This is a genomic window from Mesorhizobium sp. P160187 (assembly GCF_057766425.1).
The window spans coordinates 127,512-145,756 of the sequence record NZ_JBYMDX010000001.1 but is presented as its reverse complement, the minus strand read 5'-3'; the positions used below and the strand labels follow the sequence as shown (position 1 = coordinate 145,756).

Below are 18,245 nucleotides of genomic sequence, written 5' to 3'. Positions count from 1 at the left end.
CCGTACGAACGGGTGCGCCCGACATGGTTGACGCGATCCCAAAGAAAACCGGAAGAGCGGACTTGGATCGCTTGACCTGGGCAAATATGATCCTGACGCCTTGCAGAGGGACTGGATGGAAATCGGTCGGGTCGAGCGCAAGCTCTCGGCGATCCTTGCGGCTGACCTCGCCGGGTACAGTCAACTGATGGGCGCTGACGAAGAAGGTGCCCTCGAGCGCTTGAACAGCCATCAACGTGACCACCTCGATCCCTGTATTGCCACGCATCGCGGCAAGATCGTCGGCGACATCATCGAACAGGACGGTCACGTCTTGGGCGCGGGGGTCAACATCGCCGCGCGTCTGGAGAGGATCGCCGAGCCTGGCAGGATCTGCGTTTCCGAACGCGTGCAGGAACATGCAGCGGGAAAGATCGGCCTGCGCTTCGAGGACTCGTGACAGTCCGGCGGAGTGCCCAGAATTTTGCCTGGTATCGTCGCGCCTCATCCATTCGGCCCAGCTGAGCATTTGCCGCGAACATAACAGCCTGAGGGCTGGCCGTTTGGCGACGCCCGCTTTTGGTGAATGGACTGAACCGGGGAACCGACTGTCATGAGGCGCGAAGCCGCCGTTCGCGTCGTGAAAGACATACCTCCACATCGGTGAGATTGTGGAATAGCGGTGACCAACCTGGACTAAGATCTAGGGTCAAAGGGGGCGCTCACGAGCCGCCTAATCGATAGACCGGGATGCCGAGCTTGCGGGCCTTGTCGGCGAGGTTCTCCTGAATGCCGGTGCCGGGAAAGATGATGACGCCGATCGGCATGACCGCCAACATCTGGTCGTTGCGCTTAAAGGGAGCGGCCTTGGCGTGTCTGCTCCAGTCGGGCTTGAAGGCGACCTGCGGCACCTTGCGATGATCGGCCCAGCGGGCGGCGATCTTTTCAGCGCCTTTGCGTGATCCGCCGTGCATCAGCACCATGTCGGGGTGCTTGGCGCGGATTTGGTCGAGCTTTGCCCAGATCATCTCGTGATCGGCGGTATCGCCGCCGGAGAAGGCGATCTTGGGGCCGGCCGGCAACATGACCTCGGTTTCCGCGCGCCGCCTGGCCGCGAGGAAGTCGCGGCTATCGATCATTGCGGCGGTGAGATGGTGGTGGTTTACCATCGACCCCGTGCGCGGTCGCCAGGCAGAACCGGTGTGCTGATCGTAGTGTTCGGCGGCCTGGTCACGCATGAGCTCGAAGGCGCCCCGCCGTTCGATCATGGTCTGGCCCTGGGCGGTGAGTGTCTCGAGTTCAACCGCCTTGATCTCGCTGCCATCCTGTTCGCGCTGCAGACAGCGCTGGGCCTGCTCGTTGTCTTCCAGTTGCCGCTCGATCCGTTGTACAGCTCGGTGGAAGACATTGGTGAGGGACCAGAGCAAGTCATCGAGGTCGGGTTCGAGGCGCGTGTCAGCCAGGGTGACGATGAGGGCGTCAAAGATGTCGGCCACGGCTCCGGCCACTTGGTCGCCACCGGGGAGCGGTCGCGGATCGGGCTCGTCCGCAAATGGTCGCCAGCCATAGAGCTGGAGTTCGGTGAGGATGTGATCGGTCGCAGAAGCGGCGTGGTGCGGTTCAGTGTCGTCGTGCTCTCTCATGGGGATGCTCCCGTCGGTTTGACCGCGACCCTCGCGGCCTTCATGGCGACGAGAGCCCACGGGCGGGACGGTCCGACACCCGCAGCGATGCGGAGGGCCGGAGCGCAGCGGAGGATGGCGGCGGCCGACTATTTTGCCTCGCGATGGAAAGGCGTCGCGCCCGATCGCTGCCATTCGCGACCAGTCGCGCGCGCCGGAAAATAGTCGGCCGCCGCCATTGCCTGGCCGGCCAGTTCGTGGGCCGATCGCCCTCTCGAAGGCCGGGTCTCGGGTCTCTGCCGGCGGGTCACTCATCCATGCGCCGCACCGGCACCGTGCGCCGCGCGCTTCCCCTCCCGGCTCATGCCGCCTGTGTCAGATATCGGATGCGATCTTTGCGCATGAGCTGGTCTGCAATCGAGGCCCGGAAGGCCGCAAGTCCGAAGCGGCTGAGGTCTTCGTTGAAGTCTTGCATCGCTGGCGACAGCACGATTGCATCGATTCCGGCGTCCGTCGCGCGCTCGAGCAGGCTGTCGCGGGCACCGTCACCGGCCGGATCGTTGTCGCGGATGACATAGAGCCGGCGCAGGGTTGGCGGGAACAGGATGGCGGCTAGATGGGCTGCCGAGAGTGCCGCAGCCATCGCCATATCGGGCAAGGCGCATCTGAGCGACAGCGTCGTCTCAATGCCCTCGCCTGCCGCCATGACGCTGCCGGGTGCACCGAAGCGGACGGCGTGACCCAGAAGGTCACCCATTGCGCGACGCGGCGTGTCGACGAGCGCCTTGCCGGTGCCGTCCGGTGCGAGCCAGGTGCGGTGCGCGCCGGTCAAATGTCCATCAAGGTCGGTGACAGCAGCGATCATTGCCGGCAAGGTCTCGGTCGGTCCATGATCGCCGGGCCGGTAGTAGCAGCGCGGATGGAACCGCAGCGATCCGGTGCCGGACAAAGTCGCAATGCCACGTCCACGCAAATAGGTTTCCACGAGGGTGCCGATAATGGGCTTCGGTCGGCGAGCCGCTTCCGGAGATCCAATGGGGACCTGCGTGATCGGCGCGGCCGGTCGGGGTGGCATGGCATCTGGCATAGCGAGAAACAGGCGCGCCTCATCGGCGACGTCCCGGAAGTTGACCAGTCCGAGGGATTCGCGGATGACGTCGAGCAGGTCGCCATGCTCGCCGGTAGCGGCGTCGGTCCATTTGCCTGGCGGTCCCTTCGGGGATGGCTGCAGACGCACGAACGTCGAGCGGCCCGGCGCATTGCGGACGTCGCCGACGCTCCAATAGTTGCCCTGGCGACGGCCATTGGAGAGGTAGTGGCGGCACACCGCCTCGGCATGTTCGGCGAGGCGGTGTGCGAGGTCGGATGCAGCGTGACGCGGAATCATGCAGCCTCCCGCTCACTGACCCGCTCGATTGGGAAGCGGTCGAGCACGCGCTCCAGCACGGCGAGCCCGTTGGCGTCGATCGGCACGAACATCCTGAGCTTCCACGAAATGATCTCGTGGAAGAGACCGTAGGCGGTGAGGCGCTCCCGCATCATGTCGGTGAAGCCCGACAGTTCGATGCGCCACGCGCCCATGACGCGGCTGCGGCGAAGCTGGAGACCCTCGGCGAGATCAAGGATCGTCCGCCCGTCGATCAGCGCCGCGAGCGCCTGCTCGGGCGATAGCGATGCGACGCCTGTCACCGTGGCGTTGGCGGCCCAGGCCGGCGTGACAAGGCGACCAATTATGCGCTCGCCCTCGTCGGTCTGAAGTCGAAAAACGCGGGTCGACTCGTTTGGCAGACGCTTCCAGATCGGCAACAACAGGCCCGTCACCATGTGCAGCACGGCATCGGCAAACTCGGGAGTCTCGGCGACCTCCGCATTCCATGCTGCAGCGAAAGCTTCACGGTGGGCCTCGACCCAGCGGGTTTCGCCCATAGCCTTGAGCGGCATGTTCTGGCCTTCCATTGGCCGGATCAGGCGGACCCGCGGCTCGATCTCGCCGTCGTCGAGCATGATGCTGGTGGTTGGGATCTGCACGGCGGCGCGGCCAGATTGCTCGTTGATCAGTAGGATGGCGCGCAAATCGCGAAGGTGATGGAGCGCCGCATCGAGCATGACGGGCCGATTGCGCTTGCGCTGGGTGATCGTCAGCAGCCGCGTTTCGGCGCCGGTGCGCGGATGGGCGTAGATGACCTGCCGGTCGGTGATGACGAAGCTCTCGGCCCGCAGGGTCTCCAGCCCGGTGTCATAGGTGCCCGAGGCGATGGCGCCACCGATCCGAGCGGCCAGAAGCTGCTCGAAGGCGCCGAACAGCACGCCCTGCACTTCGATGGTCAGCGCCAACAGGCGATTGAGGAAGGTGGTGATCGGCGGCAACTCGTCCTTGATGCCGTTGTTGTCCATCAGCTTGAGACCGGTCGCCGCCTCGAAACGCTGGAGTGTGCAACCCTCGACCTTGCCGCGTACGATCAGGAGATAGAGCTGCCGCAAGGCATCGCCGGCATAGTGGCTTTCAAGATTGTCCTCTGGCCGGAACAGCCCTTGGCCACCGGTCTGGCGCTGGCCGCGCGTGATTGCGCCCAACGTGTCGAGACGGCGGGCGATCGTCGAGAGGAAGCGCTTTTCCGCCTTCACATTGGTCGAGATCGGCCGGAACAGCGGCGGCTGCGCCTGATTGGTCCGATGCGTGCGGCCCAGGCCCTGGATGGCGGTGTCGGCCTTCCACCCGGCTTCGAGCAGATAATGCACACGCAGCCGCGTGTTCCGTGCCAAGAGTTCGGCATGGTAGGAACGACCCGTCCCGCCGGCGTCGGAAAACACCAGAACGCGCTTCTGATCGTCCATGAAGGACTGCGCCTCGGCCAGATTTGCCGACCCTGCTCGGTGCTCGACGACCAGGCGGTCGCGCTTGCGCACGATGCGGCGCGAGCGGCCAGTGACTTCGGCGACGAGGTCCGCGCCGAAATGTTGGACGATCTGGTCGAGCGCGCCGGGGACAGGCGTCAAGCTGGCGAGTTTCGCGATCAGCTCGTCGCGCCGGGCGACCGCCTCGCGGCTCTCGACGGGCTGGCCATCGCGGTAGACCGGGCGCGACGACAGATTGCCCTCGCTGTCGGTGAACGGCTCGTAGAGCTGCACCGGGAAGGAATGGGCCAGGTAGTCAAGGACATATTCGCGCGGCGTGATGTCGACGCGAACATCGTTCCACTCCTCGGTCGGCAACTCGGCCAGCCGCCGCTCCATGAGCGCCTCACCCGTCGAGACGATCTGGACAACGGCCGCATGGCCCTCCTCCAGATCGCCGGTGATGGATTTGATCAGGGTCGGTGTCTTCATGCTGGTCAACAAATGGCCGAAGAAGCGCTGCTTGGCGCTTTCAAAGGCGCTGCGCGCGGTCGACTTGGCCTGGGCATTGAGCGTGCCGGTGCTGCCGGTGATGTTGGCCGCCTGCATCGCAGCATCGAGATTGTTGTGGATGACGCCGAAGGCCCCAGCGTACGCGTCATAGATGCGGACCTGTTCGGGCGTCAGCTCATGCTCGAGCAGTTCGTATTCGACACCGTTGAAAGAGAGCGAGCGGGCGGTATAGAGGCCAAGTGCCCTGAGGTCGCGTGCCAGTACTTCCATCGCCGCCACGCCGCCAGCCTCGATCGCCTCGACGAACTCGGCGCGGGTCGAGAATGGAAAATGCTCGCCGCCCCAGAGGCCGAGCCGCTGGGCATAGGCGAGATTGTGCACGGTGGTGGCGCCAGTCGCCGACACATAGACGATGCGGGCATACGGCAGGGCGTGCTGTAGCCTCAGGCCGGCACGGCCTTGCTGGGAGGGAGCGGCGTCGCCGCGTTCGCTCTTGCCGCCACCGGCATTTTGCATGGCGTGCGCCTCGTCGAAGATGATGACCCCATCGAAATCCGGACCCAACCATTCGACGATCTGCTTGACCCGCGAAAGCCTCTCGCCGCGATCGTCGGACCGCAGCGTGGCATAGGTGGTGAACAGGATGCCGTCCGCCAGCGTGATCGGCCTGCCCTGCGGGAAGCGGGAGAGCGGGGTGACCAGCAAGCGCTCCATGCCGAGCGCGGACCAGTCGCGCTGCGCATCCTCGATGAGCTTGTCTGACTTGGAGATCCAGACGGCCTTGCGACGGCCCTGCATCCAATTGTCTAGGATTACGGCGGCGGACTCGCGGCCCTTGCCTACACCGGTACCGTCGCCGATCATGAAGCCTTGCCGGAAGCGCACGGCCCGCGCCGCGTCATCTGCCGCCGCGCTAATTACGTCAAAGGTATCGTCGAGCGTCCAGGCGCCGGCGAGATACTCGGCGTGAGCATCGCCCGCATAGATGACGGTCTCGAGCTGCGCGTCCGAGAGCAGGTCAAGGACGTTCTTCGGCAGGCGCGGCCGATAACTCGGCTTGGGCGGCGCGACCGAGGCCATGGCCGCCGATTGCACGAGTTGGGTGGGGTGCGGCTGCGCGCCGGGAATGCGGATCGCCTGAAGCGCGTAGTCCTCGTAGATGGCGTCGCTGATGTGGCCGCCCTCGGCGGCCTTCCAGTCGAGCACCTGATAGGCGAGCTCAACGGCATCGGGATCAGTGAGCAGTGGCCGCGGTGTTATTCTTGCCGTGGGACCAAGATAGCCGCGCACTGTGCGGGGTGCGGCCGACGACGATGTGGGAGTTGCACCTGCGGGTATGGTGACCGGCAGCCGTGCCGGCACATGCTCGCCGACCCATGCGATCAGCGTCGCGGCATCCGGGGCAACGCCCTGATCTGCCGGGAACACGTCCGGATCGTCCGCCGGCACCCGGTCGATGACGGTGAGGCGTGTCGGAAAGGTCGTGCCATGCTTGGCGTAGGCCGAGCCGTCGATGGCGGCGGAGAAGACGATGCGGCCACGTTCCTGCAGGTGAGTAAAGGCGGCGGTCCAGGCCGGGTGGTCGGGCGCGAAGTTCGCACCGGTAATCGTCACCAGCCGCCCGCCGGGCGCGAGGCGCGCCAGGGCCGAGGCGATGTGCCGCCAGGCCGCGTCGGCCATGCGGCCCTCGACGTTGGCCATGACCGAAAAGGGCGGGTTCATCAGCACCACGCTCGGCACGGCGCCGGGATCGAGATGGTCATCGATCTGGGCGGCGTCGAAGCGGCTGGCGGAGACGCCCGGAAAGAGACACGAGAGAAGTGCCGCGCGCGTCTCGGCAAGTTCGTTGAGGATGAGCGAGGCGCCGGCTATCTCGGCCAGGATGGCGAGCAGCCCGGTGCCGGCGGAAGGCTCCAGCACACGGTCGCCGGGCGTGATGGCGGCGGCCGTTGCGGCGACCAGGCCGAGCGGAATCGGCGTCGAGAACTGCTGGAAGGTCTGTGCTTCTTCGGACCGGCGCGTATGCGTCGGCATGAGCCCTGCGATCTTCGACAATGCTGACAGCCGGAGAGCCGGAGACGCGGCCTTGCGGAACAACGCCTTTCCGTACTTGCGCAGGAAAAGGACCGTCGCAGCCTCGCAGGCATCGTAGGCCTGCTTCCAGTCCCAGGCGCCGGCGGCGTCGGAGGCGCCGAATGCGGCTTCCATCGCCGCGCGCAGCTTTGGCGCGTCGATGCTGTCGCCGCGCTCGAGATGGGGAAGCAGAAGGCCGGCGGCGGCGAAGATAGCGCCGGCTGCACCGGTTTGGGGGAGCGGGAGCGGCGCGGCTGCGGGAACTGCCACAGCGGGCGAGATCATGTACATGGTGTGAACCTCGGGAGAGCGGGGACAGGATCGAGCCGCGCGGCGCTCTCTCTGGACCGTGCGGATTCAAACCCATCCCGGCTCGCCTCTCCCTCTCTGGCCTCCACCGAAGCCAAAATGAAACAAGCGCCCCGCCATGAGGTGGAGCGCTTGCCGGTATCAACCGATCTCGATCATATTCCGCCGTCAGGCCCCGACTTCTGTAGGAAACCATTGGCGCTGTCGGGATCGGGCGGCAGGTAGGCATCATAGGGATTGCCGTCGGCGAGATGAGCGAACGGCGTGAACTCGTAGTGAAGAAGAAAGGGCCGAGCGACCCGCGCCACTCCGCCGACGGTGCTATCCGGCGGCGACCGCGTGTGCGGCAGTCTCATGGGTGGCCGAGCCGTCCTCGTCATCACCGGCCAGGAATTCGGGGAGGTCAGCTTCCTCGCCCACATTCGGCCGGGCGGCGTCATTGCCGCTAGGGCGGAGCGGTTCGGGTAGCCAGCCACTATCGGCCAGGAGGCGCTCGGCCTCTTTGGCCATGTCGGCCTTCTTGAGATGGTCGATAAGCTGGGCGGCCTGGTCGCCGGCGCCTTCGCGCACGGCTTCGAGAATGCGGGACTTGGTGACGCGACCGAGATAGTTATCCACCGTCGGCCGCCAGCCGGCATCTATCATGTCAAGCCCGGTGGCACGGGACAACCGATCGGCTTCACGCAGGCGCTGATCGAGCCCGTGCTGGGAAACGCCGCTGCCGTAGGGATTGGGTCGTTCGAACAGGGCGTTGATCCCATAGCTGACGCAATGCGCCAGCAGCGTCTGCCGGCTGGCTTCATCGAGTCTGTCGAGCCACGCCCATAGGGCCTCGTCGTCATCCAGTGGAATGACGCTCTTCCATGCCTCATGGCGCTCATCAACGGCCTTGGCCGCAGGGCTGTCCTTGAGACCGACGTCCTGCCACGGCAAGTGGACATGTCGGACGAAGGCCTCGACGCAGCCGATGGCGGAACGCTGACCGAAGGTGTCGAGGACGAGCCGGTGCAAGAGCGCCGTGATGGCCACATGCTGGTTCTCGGCCAGTGCGTTGCGCAGCGCCAACGTGCGATGGGCAGTAAGTTCGATGACCAGGCGCTCGGGTAGCGGCTTGATGGTGTCGCCGTCATCCTCCTCAGGCTCGGACGCCTGCGCGCCGATGGTGATAATCGCGCGGGCCGAAGGATTGTGTCTGCTGTCTTCGTTCTCGGTGGCGCAACCTGGCTCGGCCGAGTGGCCGTCGACCGCCTGCATCGCTTCGTCCTCGGGGCGCACATGGGCCCGATCGACGACGAGATCGCCATCACGATCGATGCTGATGAACACACCGGCGCGGGCGATCTCGGCCCCATCGTAGTGCATCGGCCGGCTCTCGAAGGCCTCAAGCGCGGTCTCGATTTGACCGAGGCGCTGATCGACATCGTCGGGGAGTTCGTCGGATTCGCCATACTCGGCTTCCAGCCGGTCGTACTCCGCCCGCAGGGCTTCGCGTTCCGCCCGCTCCGCGTCGGTCAGACCGACGGGGGTGCCAGCGATTGCCCGCAGACCGTGATTGTACCCGTAGGGCAGATCGGCATCGACCACGATCCACTTCCAGCCCTCCGCCGCGATCTCGTCGGCGATCGACTTCAGCCTATCGCCGACCAAGCGGTCGAGCAGAGGGGGGTCCTGCAGCCAGCCGCCATTGTCGGCCTCGAACAGGTCGCGCAGCACCACGCCGCCGGCAGCGACATACGCGTCGACACCGACGAACAGCGCCCGGCGATCGCTTGCCCGCACAGTGGTCTCCGTCAGCAGGCGCCGGATCTGCTGCGGCTCCTTCGACCAGGAGTTTTCGAGCGCCTCCCAGACCTGCTCCTGACGGGCGTGATCGTCGGTCACGGTGAACGCCATGAGCTGCTCGAGCTTCATGCCATCCTGCTCGTAAATCTCCTGCAGCTTGGCCGAAACCCTGGCCAGCCTGAGGCGCTGCTGCACGAATGTTGCGGAGACGAAGAAGCGTGCGGCAATCTCCTCATGGCTCGCGCCCTGGTCATGAAGTGTCTGGAAGGCGCGAAACATGTCGAGCGGATGTAAATCTTCGCGCTGAAAATTCTCGGCCAGCGAATCCTCCTCGATCGGGACCGCGCTGTGGGCGTCGCTGACGACGCAGGGAACTGGCTCGGTCTTGATCATGCGCTTCTGCTTGACCAGCAGTTCCAGCGCGCGATAGCGACGCCCGCCAGCCGGCACCTCAAACATGCCGGTCTCGTCGCCCTCGCCATCCAACACTGGCCGGACGTTGAGGCTCTGGAGCAGGCCGCGCCGTGCGATCGACGCGGCGAGGTCCTCGATCGTTTTCCCGCGCTTGATGCGCCGGACATTGGCCTGGCTCAGCATCAGCTTGTTGAAGGGGATGTCACGTGAAGCGTTGAGGGTGATCTTCTGCTTGGGCGTAGCCATGTGGACTATCTCCGCGACGGGCGGCCGAAACTCTCTCGACCTCCAAACCCGTCAAAAAAGACGGGCGCAGCCCTCTCACTCTGAGGACCGCGCCGCACCGAAGATCCCGAGGTGGGAACAGGGCCGCAGACACGACTTTGCGCATCTGCGGCTTGCGGATTACAAGCTGAGATCTCACTCGCCGTCTCGGCCAGATTGGCCGGCATGGTCGAGTTGCGTTCGGCGTCGCGAAGGTTTCCGCCCCGGCGGACCGCCTCTGCCCAGACGGAAATCGGCAGGTCGGTGCCAAAGAGCATGTCCCGCTCGATGCCGATGCCGAAAGGCAGCCGGATCGACGTCATCTCAAGCGCGGTTGCGAGCCAAATTCCTTCGCCGAGTTGATTTGAAGAGCTTCACCACCGGTACGTGTTCGGCGTCGCGATCGCGGCTATTGGCGAGCAGGCACGCGCAGTTCCTCGGTGAGAACGATCATGCCGCCCACTTCTCGGTTTCGATCTCATCGACGTTGGCGGGCCCTGCCCTGGTTCCGTTGTCAGGTTGCGGAAGGAAGGCGAGCAACCAGTCGGCTGCCCTGCTGGCCTGGGAGGCGGCGCGCACGATGGCGCGGTTGTCTTCGCGCAGGACATCGAGCCAGGAGGCCAGGTAATCGGCGTGGCGCACGGTCGGCACAATACCTAGCGAGGCGCAGCAGAAGGCCGCGTTCATTTCGGCGACCAGTTCCTCGAAAGCATATCGCTTTGTGCCGAACGCGCCGCCGAGGTCACGGCCGATGCGGGAGGGATGGCCGGTCGCATGGCCAAGCTCGTGCAGGGGTGCGGTGCCAGTCAATGGTCTCGAAATACGCCTGCGGAGGCGGCACCTGCACGTAGTCCTGCGCCGGCACATAATAGGCGCTATTGCCGCCGATGCGGAAATCGATCCCTGTCGCCTTGATTAGTGCCTCGACGGCCGGTTCGATCAGTCCGGGGTCTGGCGCGGGCGCAAACACCGCCAGATCGTCGGGCAGATTTTCGCATTGCGCGAGGTTGAAGACGGTGAAGCGCTTCAGAAACTGTATGGCCTGTGCTGCCTCGCCGGTTTCCCGCGCGCGTTTCTTCTCGTCGTCAGGGATGAAGCGGTCAGCATAGACGACGGTGGTCCCGTGTTCGCCCTTGCGGACATGGCCGCCCAGCGATAGCGCCTGGCGGAAAGTCAGCCAGCCCTGGACGGGAAAGCCATGCTCAACGACCGCACCCCACAGGATCAGCACGTTGATCCCCGAATAGGCGCGGCCAGAGGCGGCATTGGCCGGCATGGCGAGAGGTGCTTGCGCCGCCGCCGTGCCCCAGGGCTGCACCCAGGGAAAGCGCCCAGCTTCCAGCTCGGCGATGATCTTGTTGGTGATATCATCATAGAGGCTTGTCCGGTCGGCGCCGGCGCGAGCGTAATGTCTGGACATCGGGTTTCTCCGCGACGGGCGCCGGAGGCCTCTCCTCCAGCTCTCAACCCGTCACGGCAAACCGATCCGTACTCTCGCTCTAGAGGCATACCAGGCCTCGAAGGGGAACGCTCCCGAACCTGGGGCAAAGGCGGTCCGTGCCAAATCGGCAGATGTCGCTAGCCATCAAGTATGGCTATTGCTAGGGACCGCGTGGCGGATGCGGTCGGTAAGCGTTTGTTCGACGTCGAAATAGCCCTCCCAGGCCTCGGGCAACTGAGCCCGCGCGGCAGCGGCGAAAACATCGAAAGCGTTGGCGCTTTCGCAGGTGGGCAACTCCGTCCAACTGACGGGCACCGCGCACGCCGCTCCCGCGCGTCCCCGAGTGGACCAGGGACAGATTGCAGTGGAGCCTTGGCCGTTGCGCAGGTAATCGAGAAACATTCGGCCCTTGCGCTTCGCCTTGCTCATGTTGGCGACGAAGCGCGACGGATCTGTACGGGCCAGTAGTTCGGCGAAGTCTTGGCAGAAGCTCTTGACCTCGTCCCAGTCTGCCTCCGGGACGAGCGGCACCACCACATGAACGCCCTTGCCGCCGGACAGCAACGGCCACGACTCCAGCCCAAGCGCTTCCAGAATGCCGCGAATGTCGAGGGCTGCCTGCTTGACGGCAGTGAAGCCAAGGCCCTCGTCGGGGTCGATGTCGAAGATCATGCGGTGCGGCAGATCCGGCTGCTGGCGACGGCTACCCCAGATGTGGAATTCGAGCACGTTCATCTGGACGCCTGCGATCAGCCCAGCCAGGTCATCGACCCACAAGATGCGGCTTTCCTTACCGGACATCTTCTTCAACTGGCCGTCATGGATGGCCTTGGGCATGCCTGGCAGTCTGTGCTTCTGAAAAAAAGTCTGTTGCAAGTCGCCATCGGTATCGCGCACCAGCGACAGCGGCCGATCCTGGATGTGCGGCAGCATCTTCTCGGCGACCGCGGCGTAGTAGGCGGCGAGCGTGGCCTTGGTCACCTTGGTCGCCGGATACATGATCTTGTCCGGATGCGTCAGCTTGACGCCGACAGCAGCGGCGATCTCCTTGCCTATTCCCGGATCGAGGTTGGCGGAGCCAGGAGTTGCCGGCGTCTTCGGCATTTCCATCACCACCTGGTCGGCTCGCTTGTCTTCGCGCATGCCCTCAAAACTTGGATGCCGCAAACTGCCGTCCGGTGTCACTTCGGCATAGGTAACCTCGGCAACAAGTTCGGGCTTCACCCATTTGGCACGTCGGGCAATGTCTCTCGGGACGGACACGAAAGCCGATTTCTCAATACGGCGTTTCTCGAGCTTCGCGAGGATGTCCTTGCGCTCCGCCTCGGTGAACCCCGTGCCGACGCGGCCGCGATAGATGAGCTTGCCATTGTCGTAAATGCCGAGGATCAGCGAGGCCATGCCGCGACCTGTGTCACTTGGGCGGTAGCCGCCGACGACGAACTCCTGCCGTTTCGTGCACTTGATCTTGAGCCAACTCCAGGTGCGGTCGCCAACGTAGGTGCTGTCGGCGCGTTTGGCGATGACGCCTTCGTGGGCGCCCTCGCACATGGAGTCGAACACCTTTTGGCCCTGGTCGACGGTGTGGCTGGAGAATTGCAGGCAGTCCTCAGGGCGGCGCGCGCCCAGCAGGGACTCAAGTTGCGCCTTGCGCTCGAGGAGCGGCTGGTTCGACAAATCTTCACCATCGAATTCAAGCAGATCGAAGGCGTAGAACTTGAGGGGCATACCCGCGGCGATGCCGGTTTTCAGCATGGAGAAGTTCGTGCGGCCCTGGCTGTCGATCGCGACGATCTCACCATCGATCAGCACCGCGCCTTCGGTCAGTCTTTGAAGCGGCGGCAGGATGACCTTGAACTGTCGGGTCCAGTCGTGGCCATTGCGCGTATAAACGACGACATTCGAGCCGGAGATGGCGATTTGGGCACGATAGCCGTCGAACTTCATCTCGAAAAGCCAATCCCCGCCGACCGGTATGTGGTCTGTCAGCGTGCATAGCTGGAAGGGTCGAAACCGCGGGAGCCGATTTGTAGGGACAGATTCTGAGTCTCTGGGCCGTGTGCGCCTTTTACTGAGGGTGCCGTCTACAGCCGACATGCGGAACTCGGATACATAGTCCGACTCAATACCCTGCCCGGGATTCGGTTCCATGCCCAAGCATCCCGCGCCGGCGACCGTCGGCGCTCAAAGGAAGAAAGGCGTATAAGCCGCAGTCCTGCTTGCGTCCGCAACAGCGGACAATTGTCGCGCGCAGGACGAAGGAAATTCGCCCCCGCCGCGGGCGGTGAACGGGACAGCCGTAGGAGCGTCAGCATAGCGCCGGCCGCAGGACGGGACGCGGGACCGACTGTCCCCGTCCGCGGTGGTCCGCATATTTTTGCGTCGAAGCCGACCGGCGGAGATCGCGCATTTCCCGCTTCGACAGTTCGGCCGCTGATCGCGATCGGAGTGTCCAAGCCAGAGCCGAGTTGGCCTACACGAAATCGATGAGGTCTTGCATCCGTTCACCCCTCAATTGCGTGGCAGCTTGTGAATTTCCAGCCTGACAGGCCCTCCCCTGTCACAACTTGTGCAAAAGAGCGCTCGCTCGACCGAACTCAATAGAGCGCCTTTTCCATAGCGTTCAATGAGGCCGGCAGGCTTTACCGTTGCATGGTGCGAACAGGATCTGCACCAGGCCCGCAGCACATGCCACTCGCGAAGATCGCCGAGCGCCACATCCAGGGCAGCGTGAACGCTGCCATCGATGATGGCCTGCAATGGGATCTTGACCTCGCCTGGTGTCAGAATTTTCTCCATCACATGCCGACTGTTGTAGTGGATCAGCAACATGCCCGGCCGGCGTCGGATGGCGGCCTGCCAGGCTGCCTGACTCACAGTTGAATCGGGGGAACGAGAAATGGTTTCGGACAAAACCTGCTCCTCGCGATCCCAGACCTCGACCCAAAAATTGTGTTCCGCGGTTTTTGCCGTTGCTTCGCCATCCACGGCGATTGCCGCCAAGCCATGGTCGCTTTGCTGCTCCAGATCACGCAGAAACAAGGAACATATTTCTCCCTCGTCAAGGGCATGCTGGACTCTTCGTTCTCTTTTTGTTCACTATTGGCACGTGCTGGCCGGCGTCATCCAGATTGCCGCAGGACTCATTAACTCAGCGTGGCGCTTGCGCAATAACTAATTTAGTGAAATCTTAAATGCTTCTGGGAGTAGACGAGAGACCGGTCGGTCCAATTATGGGGCGGCATTGAACATAAATGTTTTTTCCGCGATTCCTGGTCGGGATGTTTGCCACGTCGACCGTGGTGGCGTTATGGATTTACCTAGCAACGGGTTCGTTCTGGAAGTCGCTTGCATGGACCTTGCTGATTTTGATCATATTCCAGGTTGGATATTTCTTGTTTTCATTCGCGCTTTTCCACACGCTTTGGACGAAGAGAACCGAAGAAAAACCGAACACCGCCGAGCCTACCCGTCGAGACGGCGGTGTCTCATCTAAAGGCGGCCGATGACGCTCACAAGCCGGCCACGCAGCATCGTCAAACCGCCGGGGAAGGTTGACCGTCTTAAATCGCGCCATCGTTGGGCGGCAAGCGCCTCCCTGAAATCTTGCAGAGGAATGAAGCAAGCCTTCCTCGCGGCGCAGGTGCCTCACACGCCCGATTGCTGTCTTTGCAAGCAACGATCTCCCCACTGTTATTGGGTAGCCGGGCCGAGGCTTGCGTTTGCACATGATCGGCGATGCTGCCCTGGGGATCGCGGCGACTGGCCGAATAGGACGACAAATGACGCAGGAACTTGGACGCTACAGATGCTGTGGCACCAGCGGACAGGAATACCGTCGTTGAATACCAGAATATGGTCGGCTTCGACGCCATGAGTGGCCGACAGATAGGCCGAGAACGAAAGAGCATGGCTTAGTCAATGGCGGCGCTGCACCGACGACAACACCACTCAGACACTCAGCACCCACGAGTTCATCCAACAGGTGGATTAGGCCACCGTCGATGTTAGTCCAGGGCTCCGAACTCAGCGTGTGGTCGGTCGTCCTCGAATTCACTCGGAGGGTTCTGCGGGCGCGCGTTCCCGCTGACCGCTCTCCATCCCAAGTCGTCAAGCGATCCGCGGCAGCCAGCTTGCGCGCGGGGCCTCCTAGGTGATCACGCCATAACGCCGATCGACCGAATAGGTCATGACTTCAGCTGCGGCGGACCAGATGTCTGCTTGGCCGCCGCCGCACAGCCCAGCAGATCCCACCTGGCGCCGGCTTCTCGAGCGTTCGCTGCGGGCCATCGTCCAAAAGGCTGTGTTCCAACAACTCTAACGAGAGAGATACACTCCTGCTACTCGGCGCCGCTTCCCTCAAAGCGCTGTCTGGTAAAAAGGCTCGGCGCCCTTCTGGTTTGTTCAGGTTCAAAAGGAGGGCGCCGGCCCCAGACTTTTCCGCCCAGAATGGCGATTGGCGCTTCGGGGTGATCTCGTCGACCCTCACCTGTCGCCGATCTTTTTCGCCCAGGCCAGCGCCTTGGTCTTGGCTTTTGTGGTGAAACACCGTTGAGCGGTCGCCACCGACTCGTCGAGCATGCTCCACCTTCGCTTAGACCATAAAGGTGTGGTGCGCTCATATTAGCATGAGCATATATAACTTGGCAGCCGGCCATGTCCCCAGTCCCCAGCCGGTTAGGCCCGGCTGCTCTCTACCCCCAAAGAAAGCCGGGCCGTCCCCGCGGCCAGATCGTTCCGCGCTTGGTAGACAGCTCGCCGGGCGATACCCCGACCACCTCGAGCCCGGCGAGCCTGACCTGGTCAATGATCGGATCAGGACCGGGGTCAGCCGGCAAATATCTATGCAAGACCGGTGTCACTTTGTTAGCGCTGAAATGGATCAGTTTTCACAGGACCACCAACCCAGCGCAGCGAAACCAACTGCTGGGACAAGCATGCAGCACCGAATCGCGAACGGCGATTCAATTAGCACGCACTTAATTACCTCATAACATTTTAACGAAACGTTGACCGCGCTGTCCCAGAATAGGACGGCGCGGTCGGACCCCAACCGGACTGCGCAGGCGGGCTTCGGCACTCAGCGCCCGCCGAACTGTCGGAGCCGCCACCCACATCCCACATTATGCCAGCAACGGTTGAATCAACTATTACTGCGCGTGCAAACGGCCTGCCATGGGAACAAAAGAGGGATTCACATCGAACACGGTTCGATCAGGATCGGACCATGCCTGCGCCAGCACGGCACGCACGCTCGCGGCCTCCACTGGCTTCATCGCGGAGAGGTCGCGGTCGTTGGCCACTGTCCCCGTAAACGCCAGATCGCCCGACAACGCCTTGAAGAAAGTCGTCTTGCCCGAGCCGTTCGGTCCGACGAAGGCGGCGATCTCGCCCGGCCTCGCAACGAAATCGACATTGGTAACAATGCGCTTGCCGCTTATCGCTACCCAGACATCGCGTGCTTCGATCATGCCGGCCTCATAGGTTTCAAATCTCACAAGTCGATTACGCCGCGCTTGTGCAGCAGAATCCAGAGGAAGAACGGCGTGCCGGCGATCGCGTGACGATGCCGATCGGCAGTTCGGCCGGCGCTACGACCAATCGGGCAACGGCATCGGCGATCAGCAGCATGCAGGCGCCAAGCAGCGCCGATGCCGGCAAGAGATAGCGATTGTCCGGGCCGATCAGCAGCCCCAGCAGATGCGGCACGACGATGCCGACGAAACCGATGCCTCCGCTGACTGCGACAGAGGCGCCGACCGCTGCCGAGACGCCGACGATCGCGGTGTATTTCAGCCGTGGTACCGGGATATCGAGATGGCCGGCCGTCGCCTCGCCGAGCGCCAGCGCGTTGAGCCCTTGGCCAGGAACGGCATCGCCGCCACCGCCAAAACGATGATCGGTCCGACGGAAGCGATCTTCGGCCAGGTCGCGCCGCCGAGCGAGCCCAGTTGCCAGAAGGTCAGGTATGCGGAACTGCCGGAAAACAATCTTTGACGATCTCTCCCCCAACCGCTCGCAGCGAGCCGCAAAACGCGTGGCGCCTTGTCCGCGCCTTCGCCCTCGATATGGTCGCCAAGATTGTCGTGGGCCTTGCCGTAGGTCTGGGCGTCGCCATCGGGATAACGGTTCGCGACCACGCCAGGCACACGCGCGCGCCCCGGCCATCCACGAAACTTGATAGGCGAAGCCGACTGTAAGGCGACCAAAACGGAGACGCTGCAGTCCGCACCTGATTGCGGGGGCCCGTGTCAGAAATGGAGTTCTCCTCTAGTTGTCAATGGCGGCAGCCAGGACGTCGTCCTGGCTGATTGAACCGGGGTTTTCGAAAGTTCAGGCAGCGCGTCCGCGACAGGTGACAACACGGCGATCGCTGACTCATAGACCTCCGTCAGGTAGGACGAGATCAAAGGATCGCTGCGCCACTCAACAGCTCGGCAAAGAAGGCCGTAGACCTCGCGTTTGGTTCCGACGTCCACGCCGGCCGGGGTTTCGTCAAAGATGAAACATCGGCAAGAATGTCCCATTGAGCAGGACCTCGACCTCCTTCTCGACCATCCCCAGGCGCGGGCTCGACGATCTCACACTCAAAGTTGCGACCTGACAAAGTCGAAGCGTTGAATGGGTGATGCGCCCGTCGGGCGTTCATGGTTGTTGTAGCACCGCAGCACGATCACACCGGATCAATTGTCAACCCATCAGCCCTGCTGCTCGAAGGGCCTCCTCCGTGACCTTCGTGATCTCTGCTGGTGGTGAAGCAGATGTGTCGCTGCCAAACTTCTCGAAGGCAAGATCGACTTCAACTACCCGCGCTTGCTGCGCTGCGGAACTATAATGCGGCGGTTGCGTCGCTGCTTCCTTGAGGCCGGAAAAACGAGCGGGCCAGACAAAGTTCGCACGCCTGCTTTGCTGTCTTCGGTTCTACTAGAGCCAAGTGTGAACGGGACGCCTGGCGCTGGATTGCGCGCCCAAAAGGATCACTTTGTGACCACCAGCATCAGTACCGCCGTCGC

General features: G+C 63.3%; 9 protein-coding genes and 4 pseudogenes. 2 read left to right on the top strand and 11 right to left on the bottom strand.

The annotated features are described in order from the left end of the window. Positions 1-115: 115 nt before the first annotated feature. A complete protein-coding gene (locus tag AC3CCE_RS00605) occupies positions 116-439 on the top strand; it encodes a nucleotidyl cyclase domain-containing protein (RefSeq protein WP_023690440.1) in 324 nt (107 codons plus the stop codon). A 262-nt stretch (positions 440-701) separates the two neighbouring features. On the opposite strand, the gene AC3CCE_RS00600 is transcribed toward AC3CCE_RS00605, so the two are convergent. From AC3CCE_RS00600 to AC3CCE_RS00560, 9 genes and pseudogenes are all read right to left on the bottom strand, one after another. Continuing rightward, positions 702-1,622 carry a DUF2493 domain-containing protein gene (locus tag AC3CCE_RS00600; protein ID WP_352625205.1) on the bottom strand — a complete coding sequence of 307 codons (921 nt, stop codon included), beginning with the start codon at positions 1,620-1,622 and terminating at the stop codon, positions 702-704. Positions 1,623-1,962: 340 nt separating this feature from the next. Further along, entirely contained in the window at positions 1,963-2,988 is a 1,026-nt protein-coding gene (locus AC3CCE_RS00595; RefSeq protein ID WP_352625207.1) for a DUF7146 domain-containing protein, read from the bottom strand. Further along, positions 2,985-7,313: a strawberry notch-like NTP hydrolase domain-containing protein gene (locus tag AC3CCE_RS00590; protein ID WP_352625209.1), complete on the bottom strand. Its 4,329-nt coding sequence runs from the start codon at positions 7,311-7,313 to the stop codon at positions 2,985-2,987. Before AC3CCE_RS00590 ends, AC3CCE_RS00595 begins: the two co-directional genes overlap by 4 nt. A gap of 173 nt (positions 7,314-7,486) precedes the next feature. Then, positions 7,487-7,606 (bottom strand): annotated as a pseudogene (locus AC3CCE_RS00585) (DUF6117 family protein); the annotation flags it as partial. A 46-nt stretch (positions 7,607-7,652) separates the two neighbouring features. Then, positions 7,653-9,773, bottom strand: a complete 2,121-nt coding sequence (locus tag AC3CCE_RS00580; RefSeq protein ID WP_352625211.1) for a ParB/RepB/Spo0J family partition protein — start codon at positions 9,771-9,773, stop codon at positions 7,653-7,655. Between the two features lie 215 nt (positions 9,774-9,988). After that, a pseudogene (locus AC3CCE_RS00575) lies at positions 9,989-10,245 on the bottom strand (DUF2958 domain-containing protein); the annotation flags it as partial. Beyond that, a pseudogene (locus AC3CCE_RS00570) lies at positions 10,242-11,211 on the bottom strand (ArdC family protein). The pseudogenes AC3CCE_RS00570 and AC3CCE_RS00575, both read right to left, overlap by 4 nt. A 165-nt stretch (positions 11,212-11,376) precedes the next feature. After that, a complete protein-coding gene (gene ligD / locus AC3CCE_RS00565; RefSeq protein WP_352625213.1) occupies positions 11,377-13,383 on the bottom strand; it encodes a DNA ligase D in 2,007 nt (668 codons plus the stop codon). Between the two features lie 360 nt (positions 13,384-13,743). Next, positions 13,744-14,274 carry a hypothetical protein gene (locus AC3CCE_RS00560; protein WP_023699082.1) on the bottom strand — a complete coding sequence of 177 codons (531 nt, stop codon included), beginning with the start codon at positions 14,272-14,274 and terminating at the stop codon, positions 13,744-13,746. Between the two features lie 212 nt (positions 14,275-14,486). Here AC3CCE_RS00560 and AC3CCE_RS00555 point away from each other — a divergent pair, with 212 nt between their 5' ends. Beyond that, positions 14,487-14,741: an exopolysaccharide production repressor protein gene (locus AC3CCE_RS00555; protein WP_023699083.1), complete on the top strand. Its 255-nt coding sequence runs from the start codon at positions 14,487-14,489 to the stop codon at positions 14,739-14,741. Between the two features lie 1,641 nt (positions 14,742-16,382). Here AC3CCE_RS00555 and AC3CCE_RS00550 read toward each other — a convergent pair. Together AC3CCE_RS00550 and AC3CCE_RS00545 are read right to left on the bottom strand one after the other, a co-directional pair. Next, positions 16,383-16,703, bottom strand: a complete 321-nt coding sequence (locus AC3CCE_RS00550) for an ATP-binding cassette domain-containing protein (RefSeq protein WP_023825271.1) — start codon at positions 16,701-16,703, stop codon at positions 16,383-16,385. Positions 16,704-16,726: 23 nt separating this feature from the next. Continuing rightward, positions 16,727-17,198 (bottom strand): annotated as a pseudogene (locus AC3CCE_RS00545) (FecCD family ABC transporter permease); the annotation flags it as partial. Positions 17,199-18,245 lie beyond the last annotated feature (1,047 nt).

Bases quoted from the DNA above. Each gene is read 5' to 3' on its own strand.
- AC3CCE_RS00605 (WP_023690440.1), top strand. From the start codon at position 116: ATGGAAATCGGTCGGGTCGAGCGCAAGCTCTCGGCGATCCTTGCGGCT.
- AC3CCE_RS00600 (WP_352625205.1), bottom strand. From the start codon at position 1,622: ATGAGAGAGCACGACGACACTGAACCGCACCACGCCGCTTCTGCGACC.
- AC3CCE_RS00595 (WP_352625207.1), bottom strand. From the start codon at position 2,988: ATGATTCCGCGTCACGCTGCATCCGACCTCGCACACCGCCTCGCCGAA.
- AC3CCE_RS00590 (WP_352625209.1), bottom strand. From the start codon at position 7,313: ATGTACATGATCTCGCCCGCTGTGGCAGTTCCCGCAGCCGCGCCGCTC.
- AC3CCE_RS00580 (WP_352625211.1), bottom strand. From the start codon at position 9,773: ATGGCTACGCCCAAGCAGAAGATCACCCTCAACGCTTCACGTGACATC.
- ligD (WP_352625213.1), bottom strand. From the start codon at position 13,383: ATGGAACCGAATCCCGGGCAGGGTATTGAGTCGGACTATGTATCCGAG.
- AC3CCE_RS00555 (WP_023699083.1), top strand. From the start codon at position 14,487: ATGTTTTTTCCGCGATTCCTGGTCGGGATGTTTGCCACGTCGACCGTG.
- AC3CCE_RS00550 (WP_023825271.1), bottom strand. From the start codon at position 16,703: ATGATCGAAGCACGCGATGTCTGGGTAGCGATAAGCGGCAAGCGCATT.